Origin of the sequence: Thermomonas fusca, from assembly GCF_005862345.1 — a bacterium.
In the GTDB taxonomy this organism is placed as follows: Bacteria; Pseudomonadota; Gammaproteobacteria; order Xanthomonadales; family Xanthomonadaceae; genus Thermomonas; species Thermomonas fusca.
In genome coordinates, this window is the sequence record NZ_SROY01000007.1 from 34,901 (window position 1) to 49,477 (window position 14,577).

Here is a 14,577-nt window from a genome sequence, read left to right on the forward strand (position 1 = left end):
TCAGAACGCTTTCTGGATCGACCAGTACACGCGCGGATTGCGGTCGCCGCCGTCGGTGACGCCGGCCTCGGTGTCGCGCCAGGCCACGCTCAGGTTGACGGTGACGTTGCCCGGCTTGCTCCAGTTGAAGCCCAGGCCATGGCCGCGCAGGCTGCGTGACAGGTCGCCATCGAACGGCCGCGGGTCGTGGAACTGGTCGCCGCGGGCGGCATCGACGAAGGCGAACAGGGTCGTGTCCGGGCGCAGCGCGAAACGGAGTTCCATCGTCGCCAGCCAGCCGTCGTCCACCAGCACCTCGCCGGTGGCATAGGCGCGCACCGCCTTTGGACCACCCAGCGACAGTTTTTCGTAGGTGTCGAGGTTCTTGCTGGCGCGCTGCAATCCGCCGCCCACGAACAGGCTGAGCTTCGGTGCCAGATACTGCAGGCGCGCGAACTGCAGCGAGAACTTGCTGAAGCTGCCCTCGGTGCCGTAGCCGAACGGCGGCCGGTCGAACAGCTCGCCCATGGCGTCGCGGATATCCAGCCGGCCGTGGTAGGCCTGCACGTTGAGACTGGTATAACCACCGCCGGCCCAGCGGTCGCGGCGCTCCAGCGACACGCCCAGGGTGGCGCCATGGATGCGCTTGCGGGTCTGGTAGCCCACTGCTTCGAAGCGGTCGGTCAGGCGCTTGTCGTCGAAGCCGCCGCGCAGGAACAGATTGGTGCCGCGCTGGCGGATCAACGGGTAACTGAAGGACAGGTCGGCCACTTCGCCGACGCCGGTGGGTTGCAGTGCCGCGAACGGCCCGCCCAACTCGTACTGCACCCGCGCCAACCCACCGCCCAGGCGCAGCCCGCTGTAGCCCACCGGGCTTTCGTAGGAGATCCGCCCGAACGCGGTGTGCATGCCTTCGGCGGCCATCACCCGCAGGTCGAGGTTGTCGCCGCGCTCGAACGGGCTGGCCCAGCGCAGGCTGCCGGTCAGGCGCAGGCGGCCGGAATCGCGGGTGCCGAAGTTGTCCAGCTCCAGCCCGTAGTTGATCCGGTCGCGGGCGCCCACCTGCACCGTCAGGTCCGAAGCGCCGGAGGCGGCGCCCACGGTGATGGCCGACTGCGGCTTGATCCCCGGCAGGTCCGACAGCAGCAGCATCGCGCGCTCGTAGTCGCGGTTGTTGAGCGGCTGGCCGGGGCTGAGGATCGCCAGCGTCCTCGCCACCCGCTCCTGCCGGATCGGCGCGCCCGGTGCGATGTCGATGCTGACCTGGCCCAGCGCGCCTTCCACCACGTTCAGCCGCACCCGCCCATCCACCACTTCCTGCACCGGCACGAACACCTGCACCAGCGCATAGCCATGGTCGCGATAGACCGCCGTGGCCTTCGCCGCCAGTTGCTCGAGATCCTGCAGGGTGACCTGCTGGCCAATGCGATCCGCCACCGCCGCCTGCAGCTCGGATTCCGGCACCCCGCTCACGCCGACGAACTCCACCGCCTGCAGCACGAAACTCGCCTGAGCCTGCGCGGCCATCTGCGGCTCCGGCAGCGCCTGCGCCTGCTGCGGCGGCGTGGACTGCCCTTCCGCGACCTCGTCCGCAGCCTGTGCCAGCGGCGCGCAGGCCAGCAGCAGCGCGCCCGCCAGCAGATTGCGGCGCCGCGCGATCCGGGTGTCCATTTTCATCATTGCCTGTCCTTCTGCCGCCGCGCTCACTGGGCCACCCGCAGGCGCCAGTTGCCGATCAGGTTGAACGGCGCCCAGTAGAACGGGTGCGCCGTGGCCGGGTCCGCCATCACCGCGCGCTGCGCCTCGCGCATCGCGTCCTGCACCTGCATGCCGCCGGCGAGGTCGGTGTACAGGGTGGTCATGAGTTTCTCGGTGGCGGCATCGGAAACCGGCCACAGCGAGGCCAGCAGGGTCGAGGTGCCGGCCGACAGGAACGAGCGGGTGAAGCCCAGCACCTCGTCGCCGTTCTCCACCCGCCCCAGCCCGGATTCGCAGGCCGACAGCGCGATCATGGCGACGTTATCCAGGCGCATGCCCAACACGTCCTTGGCCTCCAGGTAGTCGGGCTTGCCGTCCTTGTCGGCAAGCAGCACCTTGGAGTGCAGCGGGTCCAGCGTGTCGGCCATCGCGTGCGCGGCGATATGCACCAGCCTCGACTTCGGCGCGTTCTGGGCGAAATTGTCCTTGTTGGCCTGCTCGCGGAAGAACAGCTGGGCGCCGGGGAAACGCTGCGCCAGTTCCTGCACTTCCTTTTCCGCGCCCGGCAGCGGGTCGGCCACCTCGGGATTGATGGTGGGGTTGCCGAACGCCAGCAGCTGCGGCGCGGCCGTCGGGGTGCGTTGCGCCAGCCGGGCGGCGATGCTGATCGACGGCGCGATCGAAATGGGATTGCGTTCGATCAGGTACTGGCCGTCCAGCCGCAGCGCCTGGAACGGCAGGTAGTGCAGCGGCCCGTGCGGCACGATCACCAGCCGCTTGCCAGCCGGCAGCTCCAGCGGCGCCAGCAGCAGCTGGCCGATCTTGCCGCCCACCTCGGGCGCGTTCGGGCTGACCCGGATCAGCGCATCGCGATAGGCATCCACCAGCCTGGCCAGGTCGGCGCGCGGCAGCGCGACCGGATACCTGATCTCGCGCACGCCCTCGTGCGAAAGCACCCACGCCAGCAGCCGATCGGGCAGGGTGTGGAATGCCACCACCACCTCGTCCGGTTTCAGCATCGCCTGCAGCGCGGCGGCGTCCAGCGTCGCCACGCCCGCCTGGTCGAAGTCGACCCGGCCGGACACCGCATCCAGCAGCGCCCGCGAGCGGCTGCGCTCGCTGATGTCGAAAGCCTGCGCCGGCTGTCCCAGCCGGCTGTGCAGACCGATGGCGCGTTCGAACACCGACTGCAGATCGGAGAACAGACCCATCTTGAATTCGTCGCTGCGGAACTGCGAGCGCGCGCGATCGAACACCTCGATGGCCTGGTCCAGCGCCTGCGCGGCTTCCGCGTCCTGGCCCAGCGCGGCCTGGCTCCGGGAGATCCCGTCCAGCGCCCAGGCCCGGTAGAAGTCTTCATCGCCGGCGGCCGGGGCGTCGGCCAGCTGCCGGTAAAGCGCCAGCGCCTCCTCCGGCTTGTTTTCCGCCAGCAGCAGGCGGCCGCGGGTGCGCTGCAGCTGCGCCTGCTGGCGGGCGTCGGCCGGCGCCGGCACCGCGTCCAGGGTGGCGCGGGCGCGGGCCAGGTCGCCGGACAGGATCAGCGCATTGGCCAGCGATGCCTCCACCAGCGGGCGGAAGCGCGCCGAGCTTTCCGCGCCGGCCTGGTCGTAGGCGGCGATGGCCTCGTCATAGCGCGCCTGGCGGGTGCGCACGTCGCCGATCACCTTGCGCGCGGGGCCGTTCACCTGGGTCGGATCGAGGCCGGGGTATTTCAGCGCCAGGTTTGCGAACTGCTCGGCGCGCTGCAGCTGCCCGGCATAGCTGAAGGCAATCGCCAGGTCGCGGTAGGCCTTGCCCAGCAGATCGACATTGCCGCTCTGCAGGGCCACGTGCAGCGCCTTGCTGGCCGCGCGCGCGCTCTCGCGGAACTCGCCCTGTTCGGCCAGTTCCACCGCCTGGCTGCAATAGGCGTAGCCGTCCAGCTTGACCTTCTCGGCGTCGTACAGCGCGGCGCCTTCCGCGGCCAGCGACAGTGCGGTGTCGGCGTCCTCCAGCCGGCCGACCGCCGCCAGCACCTCGCGCGCCTCGGCGCGAACATCGGCAGCCGCCGGTGGCGGAGCCTGGGCAGCCGGCGCGGCCGCCGGCGCGGACTGACCCTCGCCTGCGGCAGGCGGGGCAAAAGGCTCGTCCCCCGTCGCGCAACCGGCACGAACGGCGGGACAGGCCAGCAGGATCAGGGCGGCAAGCCCGAATATGGATGACGCGGCGCGTGGCATGCGGGGGCTCCCGGGCGGACCGCAGGCCGGGCCTGCAGGATCACGGGAGTCTAGGAAGGACCGCCGGCCTGGCCTATTCGCGATAAGGCATAGCGCTTCCAGCTGATGAGCGCCTGTCCGGAATCGCGGCAGATTGACGTGGAGCCGGCGCCGAAGATGCTGCAGAGATCGCGGGTGGATCCGTTAATGTAGGAATCCCCCGCAGGGCGACCCTCACCCGCATGCTCATCATCGTCGGCTTCATCGTCGTCACCCTCAGCGTCCTCGGCGGCTTCGTCGCCTCGCACGGCAAGCTCGCGGCGCTGTGGCAGCCGTTCGAGCTGGTCATCATCGGCGGCGCCGCCTTCGGCGCATTCCTCGCCGGCAACCCCACCAAGACCATCAAGCAAACGTTCGCGGCGGTGCTCGGCGTGCTCAAGGGCCCGCGCTACCAGAGCAAGGACTATCGCGATGCGCTCAGCCTGCTGTACGAACTGCTGAACCGGGCGCGCAAGGAAGGCTTCATGGCGCTGGAGAGCCATATCGACAATCCGATGGAAAGCGCGATGTTCGCCAACTATCCGTCGATCCGCGACGACCACCACCTGATGGACTTCATCACCGACTGCCTGCGCCTGATGGTGGGTTCCAACATCGAGCCGCACGAGCTGGAGCCGCTGCTGGAGCTGGAGCTGGAAAAACACCACCACGAGGAGCTGGCGCCCGCGCACGCGCTGAACAACGTGGCGGACGCCCTGCCCGGGTTCGGCATCGTGGCCGCGGTGCTCGGCATCATCATCACCATGGCCTCGATCGGCGGCGACATCGCCGAGGTCGGCGGCCACGTGGCGGCCGCGCTGGTCGGCACCTTCCTCGGCATCCTGCTGGCCTACGGCTTCGTGGCGCCGCTCGCCGCCGCGGTGGAGGCCCGCGCCGAGCAGGATTCGCGCATCTATGAATCGGTCAAGACCGCCCTGCTGGCCAGCCTGCGCGGCTACCCGCCGAAGATCGCGCTGGAGTTCGCGCGCAAGACGGTGCCTTCGGAACTGCGTCCGAGCTTCGCCGACTTCGAACAACACCTGAAGTCGCTGAAGTAAGCCATGGCCGGCAAGGACGAAAAACCCACCGTCATCGTTCGGCGGATCAAGAAGGTCCAGCGCGGCGGCGGCCATGGCGGCTCCTGGAAAGTGGCCTATGCCGACTTCGTCACCGCGATGATGGCGTTCTTCCTGGTGATGTGGCTGGTCGGTGCGCTGACCACCAAACAGCGCGAGGCGGTGTCCGACTATTTCAAGAATCCCAGCCCGATCGCCGGCGCGAGCCCCGCCCCGGCCCCCGGCATGAGCGGGCCCGGCGGCGCCAGCAACTCCATGATCAAGCTGGGCGGCACCATGGACCTGCCGAAGGGGCCGGGCGATGAATTCACCCGCAACCCCGCCGACCAGCCCAGCGATGCGCAGCAGCGCAAGCTGGAACAGCAGCGGCTGGAAACGCTGAAGAAGGAACTGGAGGAAGCCATCAGCAAGAGCCAGGCGCTGGAGCCGTTCAAGGACCAGCTGTTGCTGGACCTCACCCCGGAAGGCCTGCGCATCCAGATCGTGGACAAGCAGAACCGGCCGATGTTCGACCTCGGCAGCGCCCAGCTGATGCCCTATACCAGCGAGATCCTGCATGAGATCGCGGGGTTCGTGAACCGGGTTCCCAACCGCATCAGCCTGGCCGGGCATACCGATACCGCCAACTACGCAACCCGCATCGGCTACAGCAACTGGGAGCTGAGCGCGGACCGCGCCAACGCCGCCCGCCGCGCGCTGCTGGAAGGCGGCATGGCCGCGGCCAAGGTGGTGCGCGTGGTCGGCTTCGGGCCAGCGGTGCCGTTCGACGCGATCAATCCGCTCAACCCGATCAACCGCCGCATCAGCATCGTGGTGATGACCAAGGCCGCGGAAGACGCCGCGCTGAACCGCAACCAGGCCATGCCGGTGCCGCCGGCGCAGGCGTCCACCGCCACGCAGGCAACCGCGGCGAAGCCGGGCGGCTGAGCGGCGCGGGGCGGTTCAATTGCCGCCCGGCAGGGGATGCCGGCGCTGGCCCTGCCCGCGCACCACGAATCGCTCGATGGTCAGCGCCTCCACCCCCATCGGCCCATAGGCATGCAGGCGGGTGGTGGAAATGCCGATCTCCGCGCCCAGGCCGAGCTGGCCGCCGTCGTTGAAGCGCGAGCTAGTGTTGACCATCACCGCCGAGCTGCGCAACGCGTCGACGAACGCCTGCGCCGCCGCCGGATCGTCGGTGGCGATGACTTCGGTGTGGTCGGAGGTGTAACGATGGATATGGGCAATCGCCTCGTCGATGGAATCGACCACGCGGATGGCGATGACCAGATCGAGGAATTCGGCGGCGTAGTCGTCCTCGCCGGCTTCGGCCAGTGAGGGATCGAACCGGCGGGTCGCGGAATCGCCGCGAACTTCGACCCCGCTGGCCCGCAGCGCCGCCAGCGCGCGCGGCAGGAACGCCGCGGCGATGTCGCGATGCACCAGCAGGGTTTCCAGCGCGTTGCAGACGCCGGGACGCGAGGTCTTGCCGTCGATCAGCAGGCCCAGCGCCAGGTCCGGGTCGGCGGCGCGGTCCACGTACAGGTGGCAGACGCCCTTGTAGTGCTTGATCACCGGCACCCGCGCGTGTTCGGCGACGAAGCGGATCAGGCTTTCACCACCGCGCGGGATCGCCAGGTCGATCAGGTCGCTGAGCTGCAGCAGCTCCAGCACGTGTTCGCGCGCGGTGTCGGCGACCAGCGACACTGCCGCTTCCGGCAACCCGGCAGCGCGCAGCCCCGCATGCAGGCAATGGGCAATGGCGGCATTGCTGGCGGCCGCCTCGGAGCCGCCGCGCAACAGCACGGCGTTGCCGGCTTTCAGGCACAGTGCCGCCGCCTCGGCGGTCACGTTCGGTCGTGCTTCGTAGATCATCGCCACCACCCCCAGCGGGATGCGCTGGCGTTCGACCACCAGCCCGTTCGGACGTACGTCGCGGCGGGTCACTTCGCCCAGCGGATCGTCCTGCGCGGCCACCTCGCGCAGCGCCTCGGCCATGCCGCGCACACGTTCGGGGCTGAGCGCGAGGCGGTCCAGGGTCGCCTTGCCTGCCCCGGCCAGGCGTGCACGTTCCAGATCGCCGCCGTTGGCGGCAAGGATCGCGTCCTGCCCGTCCAGCAGCCGCTCGGCCATGCCTTCCAGCAATGCGCGCCGCGTTGCCGCGTCGGTCGCGGCGATCGTCGCCTGCGCCGCGCGCGCCGCCAGTGCCAGCTCGCGCACGTAACCGCTCATGCCGTGGTCTCCCCGTTGCTGTCGATGGGCGTCTGGCCGGCCGCCTGCAGCAGGACCAGATCGTCGCGGTGGATCATCGCTTCGTCGTAGCGGAAGCCGAGCACGGCCTCGATCTCGCGGCTGTGGCGACCGGCGATGCGCGCGGCGTCCTGCGCGTTGTACTGCGCCTGCCCGCGCGCCAGCACGCTGCCGTCGGCGGCTCGCACCTCGATCACGTCGCCGCGACGGAAGTCGCCGGCCACCGCGCGCACGCCGCCCGGCAGCAGCGAAGCGCCGCGCAGCAATGCCGCGCACGCGCCTTCGTCAATCTGCAGCACCCCCGCGGCCGGCGCATGCCGCAGCCACTGCTTGCGCGCGCGCAGGCGGCTGCCCTGTGCACTGACCAGGGTGCCGTGCAGCCTGCCCTGCCCCAGCGCCGCCACGGCAGCGCCATCGCGACCGCTGAACAGCGCGGTGGAGATGCCCGCGGTCGCCGCCTTGGCCGCGGCTTCCAGCTTGGTGCGCATGCCGCCGGTACCGAGCGCGCCGGCATCGCCGGCCATGGCCAGCACCGCTGGCGTGACCGCCTCGATGCGCGCCACCGGGCGCGCAGCGGGGTCGCGCCCGGGGTGGCCGCTGTACAGGCCGGCGATATCGGTGGCGATCAGCAGCAGGTCGGCGTCCACCAGAGAGGCGACCGCGGCGGCGAGGTTGTCGTTGTCGCCCAGCTTCAGCTCATCGACGGCAACCGTGTCGTTCTCGTTGACCACCGGCACCGCGCCCAGCCGCAACAGCTCCAGCAGCGCGCTGCGCGCATTGAGGTAGCGGCGGCGGTCGCGCAGGTCGTCATGGGTCAGCAGGACCTGTGCCACCGGCGCGTCGAAGAAGCGCTGCCACAACGCGATCAGCTGCGCCTGCCCCAGCGCCGCCAGCGCCTGCTTGGCGGCGATGGTGGGCGCGGCGTCGCCGGCCCTGGGCAGGATCGCGCGCCCGGCCGCCACTGCACCCGATGAAACAATCACCACCTCGCGTCCGGCCTGCCGGCTTTCCAGCACGAGTTGCGCCAGCCCCAACGCGAAGCGCGGACTGAGGCCGCCACCTTCGGCGGCGAGCAGGCTGCTGCCCACCTTCAGCACCGCGCGCTTCCACGCCGGCAAAACCTGTGGGAGGAAGGCCTGCGTGTCCATGGTTCAACCCGTCTTCCATTCGTGGACGGCGATGTCCGACGCGCCGTGGATCGCCAGCGGATCGGATGCCGCGATGCTGCGCGCCTCCTCCAGGTCGGCGATGCCGCGCAGCAGGTAGGCCCCGCCGCTGCCGTCGCTGAAACCGCCGCTGGTTTCCAGCACGCCGCGCGCGCGCAGTTCGTCGAGGAACGCCGCATGCGCCGGCAGCAGGCCGACATCGAAACCGGGCCGGCGCATGACCATCACCAGATGGCGCACGATCCCGGCACTCACGATGCCTCCCAGCGCGCGCGCAACGCGTCCAGCCGCAGATCGGCCGCCGCACCCGGCGAGGTACGCGCCGCCAGCGAGCCTTCCGGCGTGCGCCCCTGCCCGGCCGTTTCACTGCTTGCCGCCGCGGCCTTGTAGGCCTCGCGGAACGGCACCCCGGCAATCGCGGCTTCCACCGCCACGTCGGTGGCGTACATGCCGGAGTCGATCGCCGCGCGCAGCCGGTCTTCGCGCCAGTCGAGGTTGGCCAACAGCGCGGGCAACAGCTCCAGCGCGGCGAGGCCACGACCGAAACCGTGGAAGATCGCGCCCTTGCTGCTCTGCAAGTCGCGGTGGTAGCCGGACGGCAGCGACAGCAGCTGTTCGATCTCGGTACGCGCCGCGGCCACGCTGGCGTGGGTGGCGCGCATCAGTTCGATCACGTCGGGGTTGCGCTTGTTCGGCATGATCGAGCTGCCGGTGGTGTACTGCGCCGGCAGCGCGATGAAGCCGAACTCGGCGCTGGTGAACAGCGACAGATCCCATGCGATGCGACGCAGGTCCAGCGTCGCGCCGCCGAGGGCCTCCAGCGCCGCCAGCTCGAACTTGCCGCGCGAAAGCTGGGCGTAGATCGGCGACACCTGCATGCGTGCGAAGCCCAGCGCGCGGGTGGTGTGCTCGCGGTCCAGCCGCAGGTTGACGCCGTAGCCGGCGGCGGTCCCCAGCGGATTGCAGTCCACCAGCGCCAGCGTGTCGGCGGCGCGCACGGCATCGTCGATGAAGGCCTCGGCCCAGCCGGCCCACCACATGCCCGCCGATGACACCACCGCACGCTGGATGTGGGTGTAGCCGGGAATCGGCAGCTCCTTCTCTGCCTCGGCGCGGTCCAGTGCAACCTTCGCAATGTCGCGCGAGAGCTGCGCCACCCGCGCCAGCTTCTCCTTCAGCCACAGCCGCGTCGCCACCAGCACCTGATCATTGCGGCTGCGGCCGGTGTGGATCTTGCGGCCGGCATCGCCCAGCCGTTCAGTCAGCCGCGCCTCGATGGCGGAATGGCCGTCCTCGAAGCGCTCGTCGAGGACGAAGACGCCACTGCGGAAATCGTCGGCAAGGTTGGCCAGCTCGCGCTTCAGCCCGCCCAGCTCCTCGGGGGTGAGGATGCCGATGCGCTGCAGGCCTTCGGCGTGCGCGGCGCTGGCCTTGATGTCGTGCAGGAAGAATTCACGGTCCAGCAGCACGTCGTCGCCGGCCAGGAAGGCCTGGATGCCGGCGTCCACCGCCACCCCGGGTTTTTGCCACAGAAGATCGCTCATGCCGCCTCCTCCTGCACCGGAATGCCGGCCAGTTCGTCCAGCCCGAAGGCAAGGTTGAGATTCTGCAGCGCCTGCGTGGCCGCGCCCTTGAGCAGGTTGTCCTCGGTGGCCACCACCACCAGGCGCCTGCCGTCGCCGGACAGGGTGAAGCCGCCGATCTCGACGTGATGTTTCCCGGCGATGCGGCTGACCCACGGCGCCTCGTCCTGCACCCGCACCAGCGGCTCTTGCGCGTAGCGGCCGCGGTAACGCGCCAGCACTTCCTCGCGCTCGAACGCGATCGACAGGTGCAGGTTGGCGGTCAAGGTGATGCCACGGAAATGCGGGGCGACGTGCGGCATGAACTCCACCGGATGGCCCAGCTGGTGCGGCACTTCGCGCTCATGCACGTGGCCGGCCAGCGCGTACGGCATCAGGTTGTCGCGCAGCAATTCGACATTGTTCCTGTCGCTGGGCGTGGTGCCGGCGCCGGAATAGCCGCTGACGCCGAAGCACTGCACCGGCCCGTCCAGCACGTTCAGCATCGGCGCGATCGCCAGCTGCATCGCGGTGGCGTAGCAGCCGGGATTACTGATGCGCCGTTGCCCGGCATAGCGCGTGCGGGTCAGCTCCGGCAGCCCGTAGTACCAGGACGGATCGAAGCGGTAGTCGGCGGACAGGTCGATGATGACGGGATCGGCGCCGGCGTCATCGAATTGCTGGACGATCTGCGCGGCCTTGCCGTTCGGCAGCGCCAGCACCACCGCGTCGGCGCCCAGCCCCGGCAGGTCGCGGTAGTCGGGCGAGCTGTAGCGCAGCTCGCCCGCGAAGCCGGCGTTGTGGTCGGCCACGCGCTGGCCGTCCAGCTCGCGCGAGGTCACGAACGCCAACTCGAAGCGCGGATGCGCGGCCAAAAGGCGGATCAGCTCCGCGCCGGTATGGCCACGCGCGCCGACCAGGCCCACCTTGAGCCGGCTCACCGCGGTTCCTCCAGCGTGGCCGGCCGCTGCGCGCACAGCGCGACATAACGCTCGATCAGCGGGAAGCCCGCTTCGCCATACCAGTACACCTTCCACTTCTCCCGCTTGATGCAGCCGTCGGATTCGGCGTCGTAGAACGCGTTGACCGGGTTGCCGTGGCGCGACCGCCAGAACAGCGCGGGGTTCTGCTCGCGCATCACCAGCCATACCGCCCGGCCCAGGCCCTCGCCCTGCGCCTCGTCCAGCACCGCGAACTTGTCGAGGTACACGCCGGCCTCTTCGCGGGTGAGGATGACCGCGGCGCGGTAGTTCTCGCTGACGTAGGCGCGATGCAGTTTCGTCGTCTCGAAATAGTCCGGCAGCAGCCTGCGCCCGAACGCCGAGTCGATCAGCCCGCGCAAGCGCCCCAGATCGAAATCGCTCCAGGCCGCGCCTTCCAGCACACGCTCGCCGCGCCGCACCAGCGTGCCCGAACCCTTGTGGGTGAACAGCTCCTTGGCCAGCTCGTCGGGCCGGGTGATCGACACCGAGGACGCCTGCGGCAGCCCGTCCAGCAGGTCCTTGATCTGCTCGATCTTCACCCGCATGCCGCCTTCGATCCACGGCTGCTGCATCAGGTGGTCGTACTCGGTGGACAGGTTGATCGAATCGATGACCTGGCCGTCGGCATCCAGCAGCCCGCCGGTGCCGGTCAGGAACACGATCTTGTACGGCTGCAGCACCTGCACCAGTTCGTTGGCGGCGAAGTCGGCGTTGACGTTGAGGATCTGCCCGCCCACGGTTTCGCCCAGCGAGGCGATGACCGGGATCGAGCCGGCCTGCAGGCTGGCCTGGATCGGCGCCAGGTCGACGCGCTTCACCTCGCCCACCAGCCCGAAGCGCTCGCGATCCATGTAATCGGCCTCGAACACGCCGGACACGATCGAGGTGGCGCGGGCATCCGCCGCCTGCAGCGCCTCGACCAGCTTCAGGTTCTGCGCATGGAAGACGCGGCGCACGATCGCCAGCGCCTCGGGCGAAGTCACCCGCAGGCCGTCGATGGTTTTCTTCTCGATGCCGGCGGCGGACAGCTCCGCGTCAAGCTGCGGGCCGGCGCCGTGGATGACGATGGGGGTCAGTCCCACGTCCTGCAGGAAGGCCAGCGAGGACACCAGCGCGTCGAGGTCGTCGCGCAGCACCGCGCCCCCCACCTTGACCACGGCGAAACGCGCCGCGTCGAGCTGGGAGAAACGCTTCAGGTACTGCGAGATTTCCTTCGCGCTGCCCATGCTGGACAGCAGCCGCACGATGGTCTGGCGGGTCTGCGGATCGTGCACGGCGTGCGGGGAGAGGATCGGGGTCACGAGGGATCGGTTCCAAGGATGCGGGTGATGGACTCGGCGTAGCGCTGCAATTGCGCAAGCGCCACCCATTCGTCGGCGGTGTGGGCCTGGGCGATGTCGCCGGGACCGTAAACGAAGGCGGTCAGGCCGGCCTGCGAGAACAGCGAGGCCTCGGTCCAGAAATCGACCGCATTGCCGATCGGCAGGCCCAGTTCGTCGGCCAGGTCGCGTGCGGCCAGGCGGCGTTCCTCGGCGGTCGCGATGTCGCCGGCTGGCAGCGAAGGCCCGCGGAAGGTTTCTTCATAGCGTCCCAGCGCACCGTCCGTGGCACAGGCGCGAAAGCGCGCGTGCAGCGTGTCGATGTCGTGCGACGGCAGCGGGCGGAAGCCGAAGCGCACTTCCGCGCTCGGCGCGATCACGTTGGCCTTGATCCCGCCCTCGACCTTGCCGATGTTGAAGCGCAGGCCGGTCAACCCGCCGAAGCGCGCGCCGGCCTCGCCCTCTACCAGCGCCAGCGCACTGCTGCCCCAACGCATCGCCTGATGCAGCGCGTTGGTATTCATCGCGTTGGCGCCGGACGCATGCCCGGCCTCGCCCTTGAACTTCAGCAGCACCGAACTGATGCCGCGATGCGCCAGCACCGCCTCGCAGCGGCTGGGCTCGGCGATGATCGCCTCGTTGAAGCCGTGGTCGCGGGCGAGGGCATTCTGTTTCAGGAACCAGGCGATGCAGCGCGGGTCGTTGGCTTCCTCGTCGGAGGAGAACAGGAACGCGGCGTCGCCGGTGGTGGCGTTGGCGGCTGCCAGCAGCCCGGCCGCAGCGCCCTTGATGTCACAGGCACCGAGGCCGATGGCACGGTCCGGCGTGACCCGCAGACGGAGCGGGTCAGCCGTCCACGCGGCGGATGACGGCACCGTGTCCAGATGCACGTTGAACACCCGCCGCGGGTTGCCGCGCACGGCCAGCAGGGAAACCGCGCCGTCGCCATGGTCGGTGACCTCGCAGCGGAACTCCGGCAGCTGCGCGCGCAGGTAGTCGAAGATCCCGCCGGTGCCGATCAGGCGCGGCGGGTTGCGGGTGTCATAGGACACCAGCGCTTCGAGATGACGCAGGACCGCGTCGAGCATCTCAGCCACCGCCCTGCCCGCCGTTCACTTCCGCCCACAGCGTGCTGCTCATCCCGAACAGCTTGATGAAGCCCTCCGCCTCTTCCACGCCCCAGTCGGCGCTCTGCGCGTAGGTCGCGCCCTTGGCGTGCAGCAGGTGCGGCGAACGCACGGCGACGGCATCGACGCGGCCGCCGCTGGTGCGCAGCACCACTTCGCCGTTGACGGTGCGCTGCGAGGAGGCGAGGAACGCCTCGAGATCCGCCTTCAGCGGATCGTGGAAGAAGCCTTCATAGACCAGCTCCACCCACTTGCGCGCCACGTCCGGCTTGAAGCGGTTCTGCTGCTTGCTCAGCACCGCCTCCTCCAGCGCCCGGTGCGCGGCCAGCAGCGCGGCCAGGCCCGGCGCCTCGAACACGATGCGCCCTTTCAGGCCGATGGTGGTGTCGCCGGTATACATGCCGCGGCCGACGCCGTACTGGGCGAACATGGTGTTGAGCTTGGCGAGGATCTTCTCGCCCGGCAGCTCGTTGCCATCCAGCGCCACCGCCTCGCCGTTGACGAAGCGCAGGGTCACCTCCAGCACGTCCTCCGGCCACTGCGCACGCCGCGCACACCAGCCGCGCGCGCCTTCGCCCGGCGCTTCCCAGGCGTCGATCTCGCCGCCGGACATGGTCACGCCCAGCAGGTTCTCGTTGATCGTGTAGGCCTTCTGCTTGGCGCGCACGCCGAAGCCGCGCTCCTCCAGATAGGCCTGCTCATACGCGCGGGTCTGGGTGTGCTCCTTCTGGATCTCGCGGATCGGCGCCACGATGCGGTAGTTGCCCTGCGACTTCACCGCCAGGTCGAAGCGGACCTGGTCGTTGCCCATGCCGGTGCAGCCATGCGCGATCGCATTGGTGCCCAGCTCGGCGGCGCGCGCCAGCGCCGCATCGACGATCAGGTAGCGGTCGGACACCAGCAGCGGGTACTGGCCCTGGTAGCCCTCGCCGGCCCACACGAACGGCTTGACGAAACCGTCCCAGATCGCCGGACCGCCGTCCACGGTGACGTGGCTGGCCACGCCCAGCTCGGCGGCGCGCGCCTCGATGAACGCGCGCTCCTCGGCGTCCACGCCGCCGGTGTCGGCGAACACGGTGTGCACGTTCCAGCCCTGCTCTTTCAGGTAGGGCACGCAGAAGCTGGTGTCGAGGCCACCGGAAAAGGCGAGGACGATGTCGCGGGAGTCGTTGGGGGGAGTCATGAGGGTGTCCGAGGGGAAGAC

11 protein-coding genes and 1 pseudogene are annotated in these 14,577 nt (G+C 69.7%); 2 read left to right on the forward strand and 10 right to left on the reverse strand.

Annotated features, from left to right (window positions below; genetic code table 11):
• Positions 1–1,656, reverse strand: coding sequence for a ShlB/FhaC/HecB family hemolysin secretion/activation protein (locus E5S66_RS12550; RefSeq protein WP_138349764.1), 1,656 nt, complete (start codon positions 1,654–1,656; stop codon positions 1–3).
• Between the two features lie 26 nt (positions 1,657–1,682).
• Positions 1,683–3,893, reverse strand: a complete 2,211-nt coding sequence (locus E5S66_RS12555; RefSeq protein ID WP_138349766.1) for a CHAT domain-containing protein — start codon at positions 3,891–3,893, stop codon at positions 1,683–1,685.
• A gap of 221 nt (positions 3,894–4,114) precedes the next feature.
• On the opposite strand from E5S66_RS12555, the gene motA reads away from it, so the two are divergent.
• Positions 4,115–4,969 (forward strand): flagellar motor stator protein MotA, encoded by an 855-nt coding sequence (motA, locus tag E5S66_RS12560; RefSeq protein ID WP_138349768.1) that lies wholly within the window; start codon positions 4,115–4,117, stop codon positions 4,967–4,969.
• A gap of 3 nt (positions 4,970–4,972) precedes the next feature.
• Positions 4,973–6,033 (forward strand): annotated as a pseudogene (motB, locus tag E5S66_RS12565) (flagellar motor protein MotB); the annotation flags it as partial.
• Here motB and E5S66_RS12570 read toward each other — a convergent pair.
• From E5S66_RS12570 to E5S66_RS12605, 8 genes are read right to left on the reverse strand one after another with little or no spacing between them, the layout of a single operon-like run.
• Positions 5,930–7,198: a glutamate-5-semialdehyde dehydrogenase gene (locus tag E5S66_RS12570; RefSeq protein ID WP_138349772.1), complete on the reverse strand. Its 1,269-nt coding sequence runs from the start codon at positions 7,196–7,198 to the stop codon at positions 5,930–5,932. The pseudogene motB and the gene E5S66_RS12570 sit on opposite strands and share 104 nt — an antisense overlap.
• Positions 7,195–8,364, reverse strand: coding sequence for a glutamate 5-kinase (gene proB, locus E5S66_RS12575; RefSeq protein WP_138349774.1), 1,170 nt, complete (start codon positions 8,362–8,364; stop codon positions 7,195–7,197). The genes E5S66_RS12570 and proB overlap by 4 nt, the downstream gene beginning before the upstream one ends.
• 3 nt (positions 8,365–8,367) lie before the next feature.
• On the reverse strand, positions 8,368–8,607 hold the full coding sequence (locus E5S66_RS12580; RefSeq protein WP_138349873.1) for a YciI family protein: 240 nt from the start codon (positions 8,605–8,607) through the stop codon (positions 8,368–8,370).
• Positions 8,608–8,633: 26 nt separating this feature from the next.
• Positions 8,634–9,926: an argininosuccinate lyase gene (argH, locus tag E5S66_RS12585; RefSeq protein WP_138349776.1), complete on the reverse strand. Its 1,293-nt coding sequence runs from the start codon at positions 9,924–9,926 to the stop codon at positions 8,634–8,636.
• Positions 9,923–10,885: an N-acetyl-gamma-glutamyl-phosphate reductase gene (argC, locus tag E5S66_RS12590; RefSeq protein ID WP_138349777.1), complete on the reverse strand. Its 963-nt coding sequence runs from the start codon at positions 10,883–10,885 to the stop codon at positions 9,923–9,925. Before argC ends, argH begins: the two co-directional genes overlap by 4 nt.
• Positions 10,882–12,228, reverse strand: coding sequence for an acetylglutamate kinase (locus E5S66_RS12595; RefSeq protein ID WP_425472235.1), 1,347 nt, complete (start codon positions 12,226–12,228; stop codon positions 10,882–10,884). Before E5S66_RS12595 ends, argC begins: the two co-directional genes overlap by 4 nt.
• Positions 12,225–13,343 carry an acetylornithine deacetylase gene (locus E5S66_RS12600; protein ID WP_138349781.1) on the reverse strand — a complete coding sequence of 373 codons (1,119 nt, stop codon included), beginning with the start codon at positions 13,341–13,343 and terminating at the stop codon, positions 12,225–12,227. The genes E5S66_RS12595 and E5S66_RS12600 overlap by 4 nt, the downstream gene beginning before the upstream one ends.
• The gene (locus E5S66_RS12605; RefSeq protein ID WP_138349783.1) at positions 13,336–14,556 is read right to left on the reverse strand and encodes an argininosuccinate synthase; all 1,221 of its coding nucleotides are present in this window, start codon (positions 14,554–14,556) and stop codon (positions 13,336–13,338) included. Before E5S66_RS12605 ends, E5S66_RS12600 begins: the two co-directional genes overlap by 8 nt.
• Positions 14,557–14,577 lie beyond the last annotated feature (21 nt).

Coding starts and splice junctions, on each gene's coding strand:
- E5S66_RS12550 (WP_138349764.1), bottom strand. CDS start 1,656: ATGAAAATGGACACCCGGATCGCGCGGCGCCGCAATCTGCTGGCGGGC.
- E5S66_RS12555 (WP_138349766.1), bottom strand. CDS start 3,893: ATGCCACGCGCCGCGTCATCCATATTCGGGCTTGCCGCCCTGATCCTG.
- motA (WP_138349768.1), top strand. CDS start 4,115: ATGCTCATCATCGTCGGCTTCATCGTCGTCACCCTCAGCGTCCTCGGC.
- E5S66_RS12570 (WP_138349772.1), bottom strand. CDS start 7,198: ATGAGCGGTTACGTGCGCGAGCTGGCACTGGCGGCGCGCGCGGCGCAG.
- proB (WP_138349774.1), bottom strand. CDS start 8,364: ATGGACACGCAGGCCTTCCTCCCACAGGTTTTGCCGGCGTGGAAGCGC.
- E5S66_RS12580 (WP_138349873.1), bottom strand. CDS start 8,607: ATGGTCATGCGCCGGCCCGGTTTCGATGTCGGCCTGCTGCCGGCGCAT.
- argH (WP_138349776.1), bottom strand. CDS start 9,926: ATGAGCGATCTTCTGTGGCAAAAACCCGGGGTGGCGGTGGACGCCGGC.
- E5S66_RS12605 (WP_138349783.1), bottom strand. CDS start 14,556: ATGACTCCCCCCAACGACTCCCGCGACATCGTCCTCGCCTTTTCCGGT.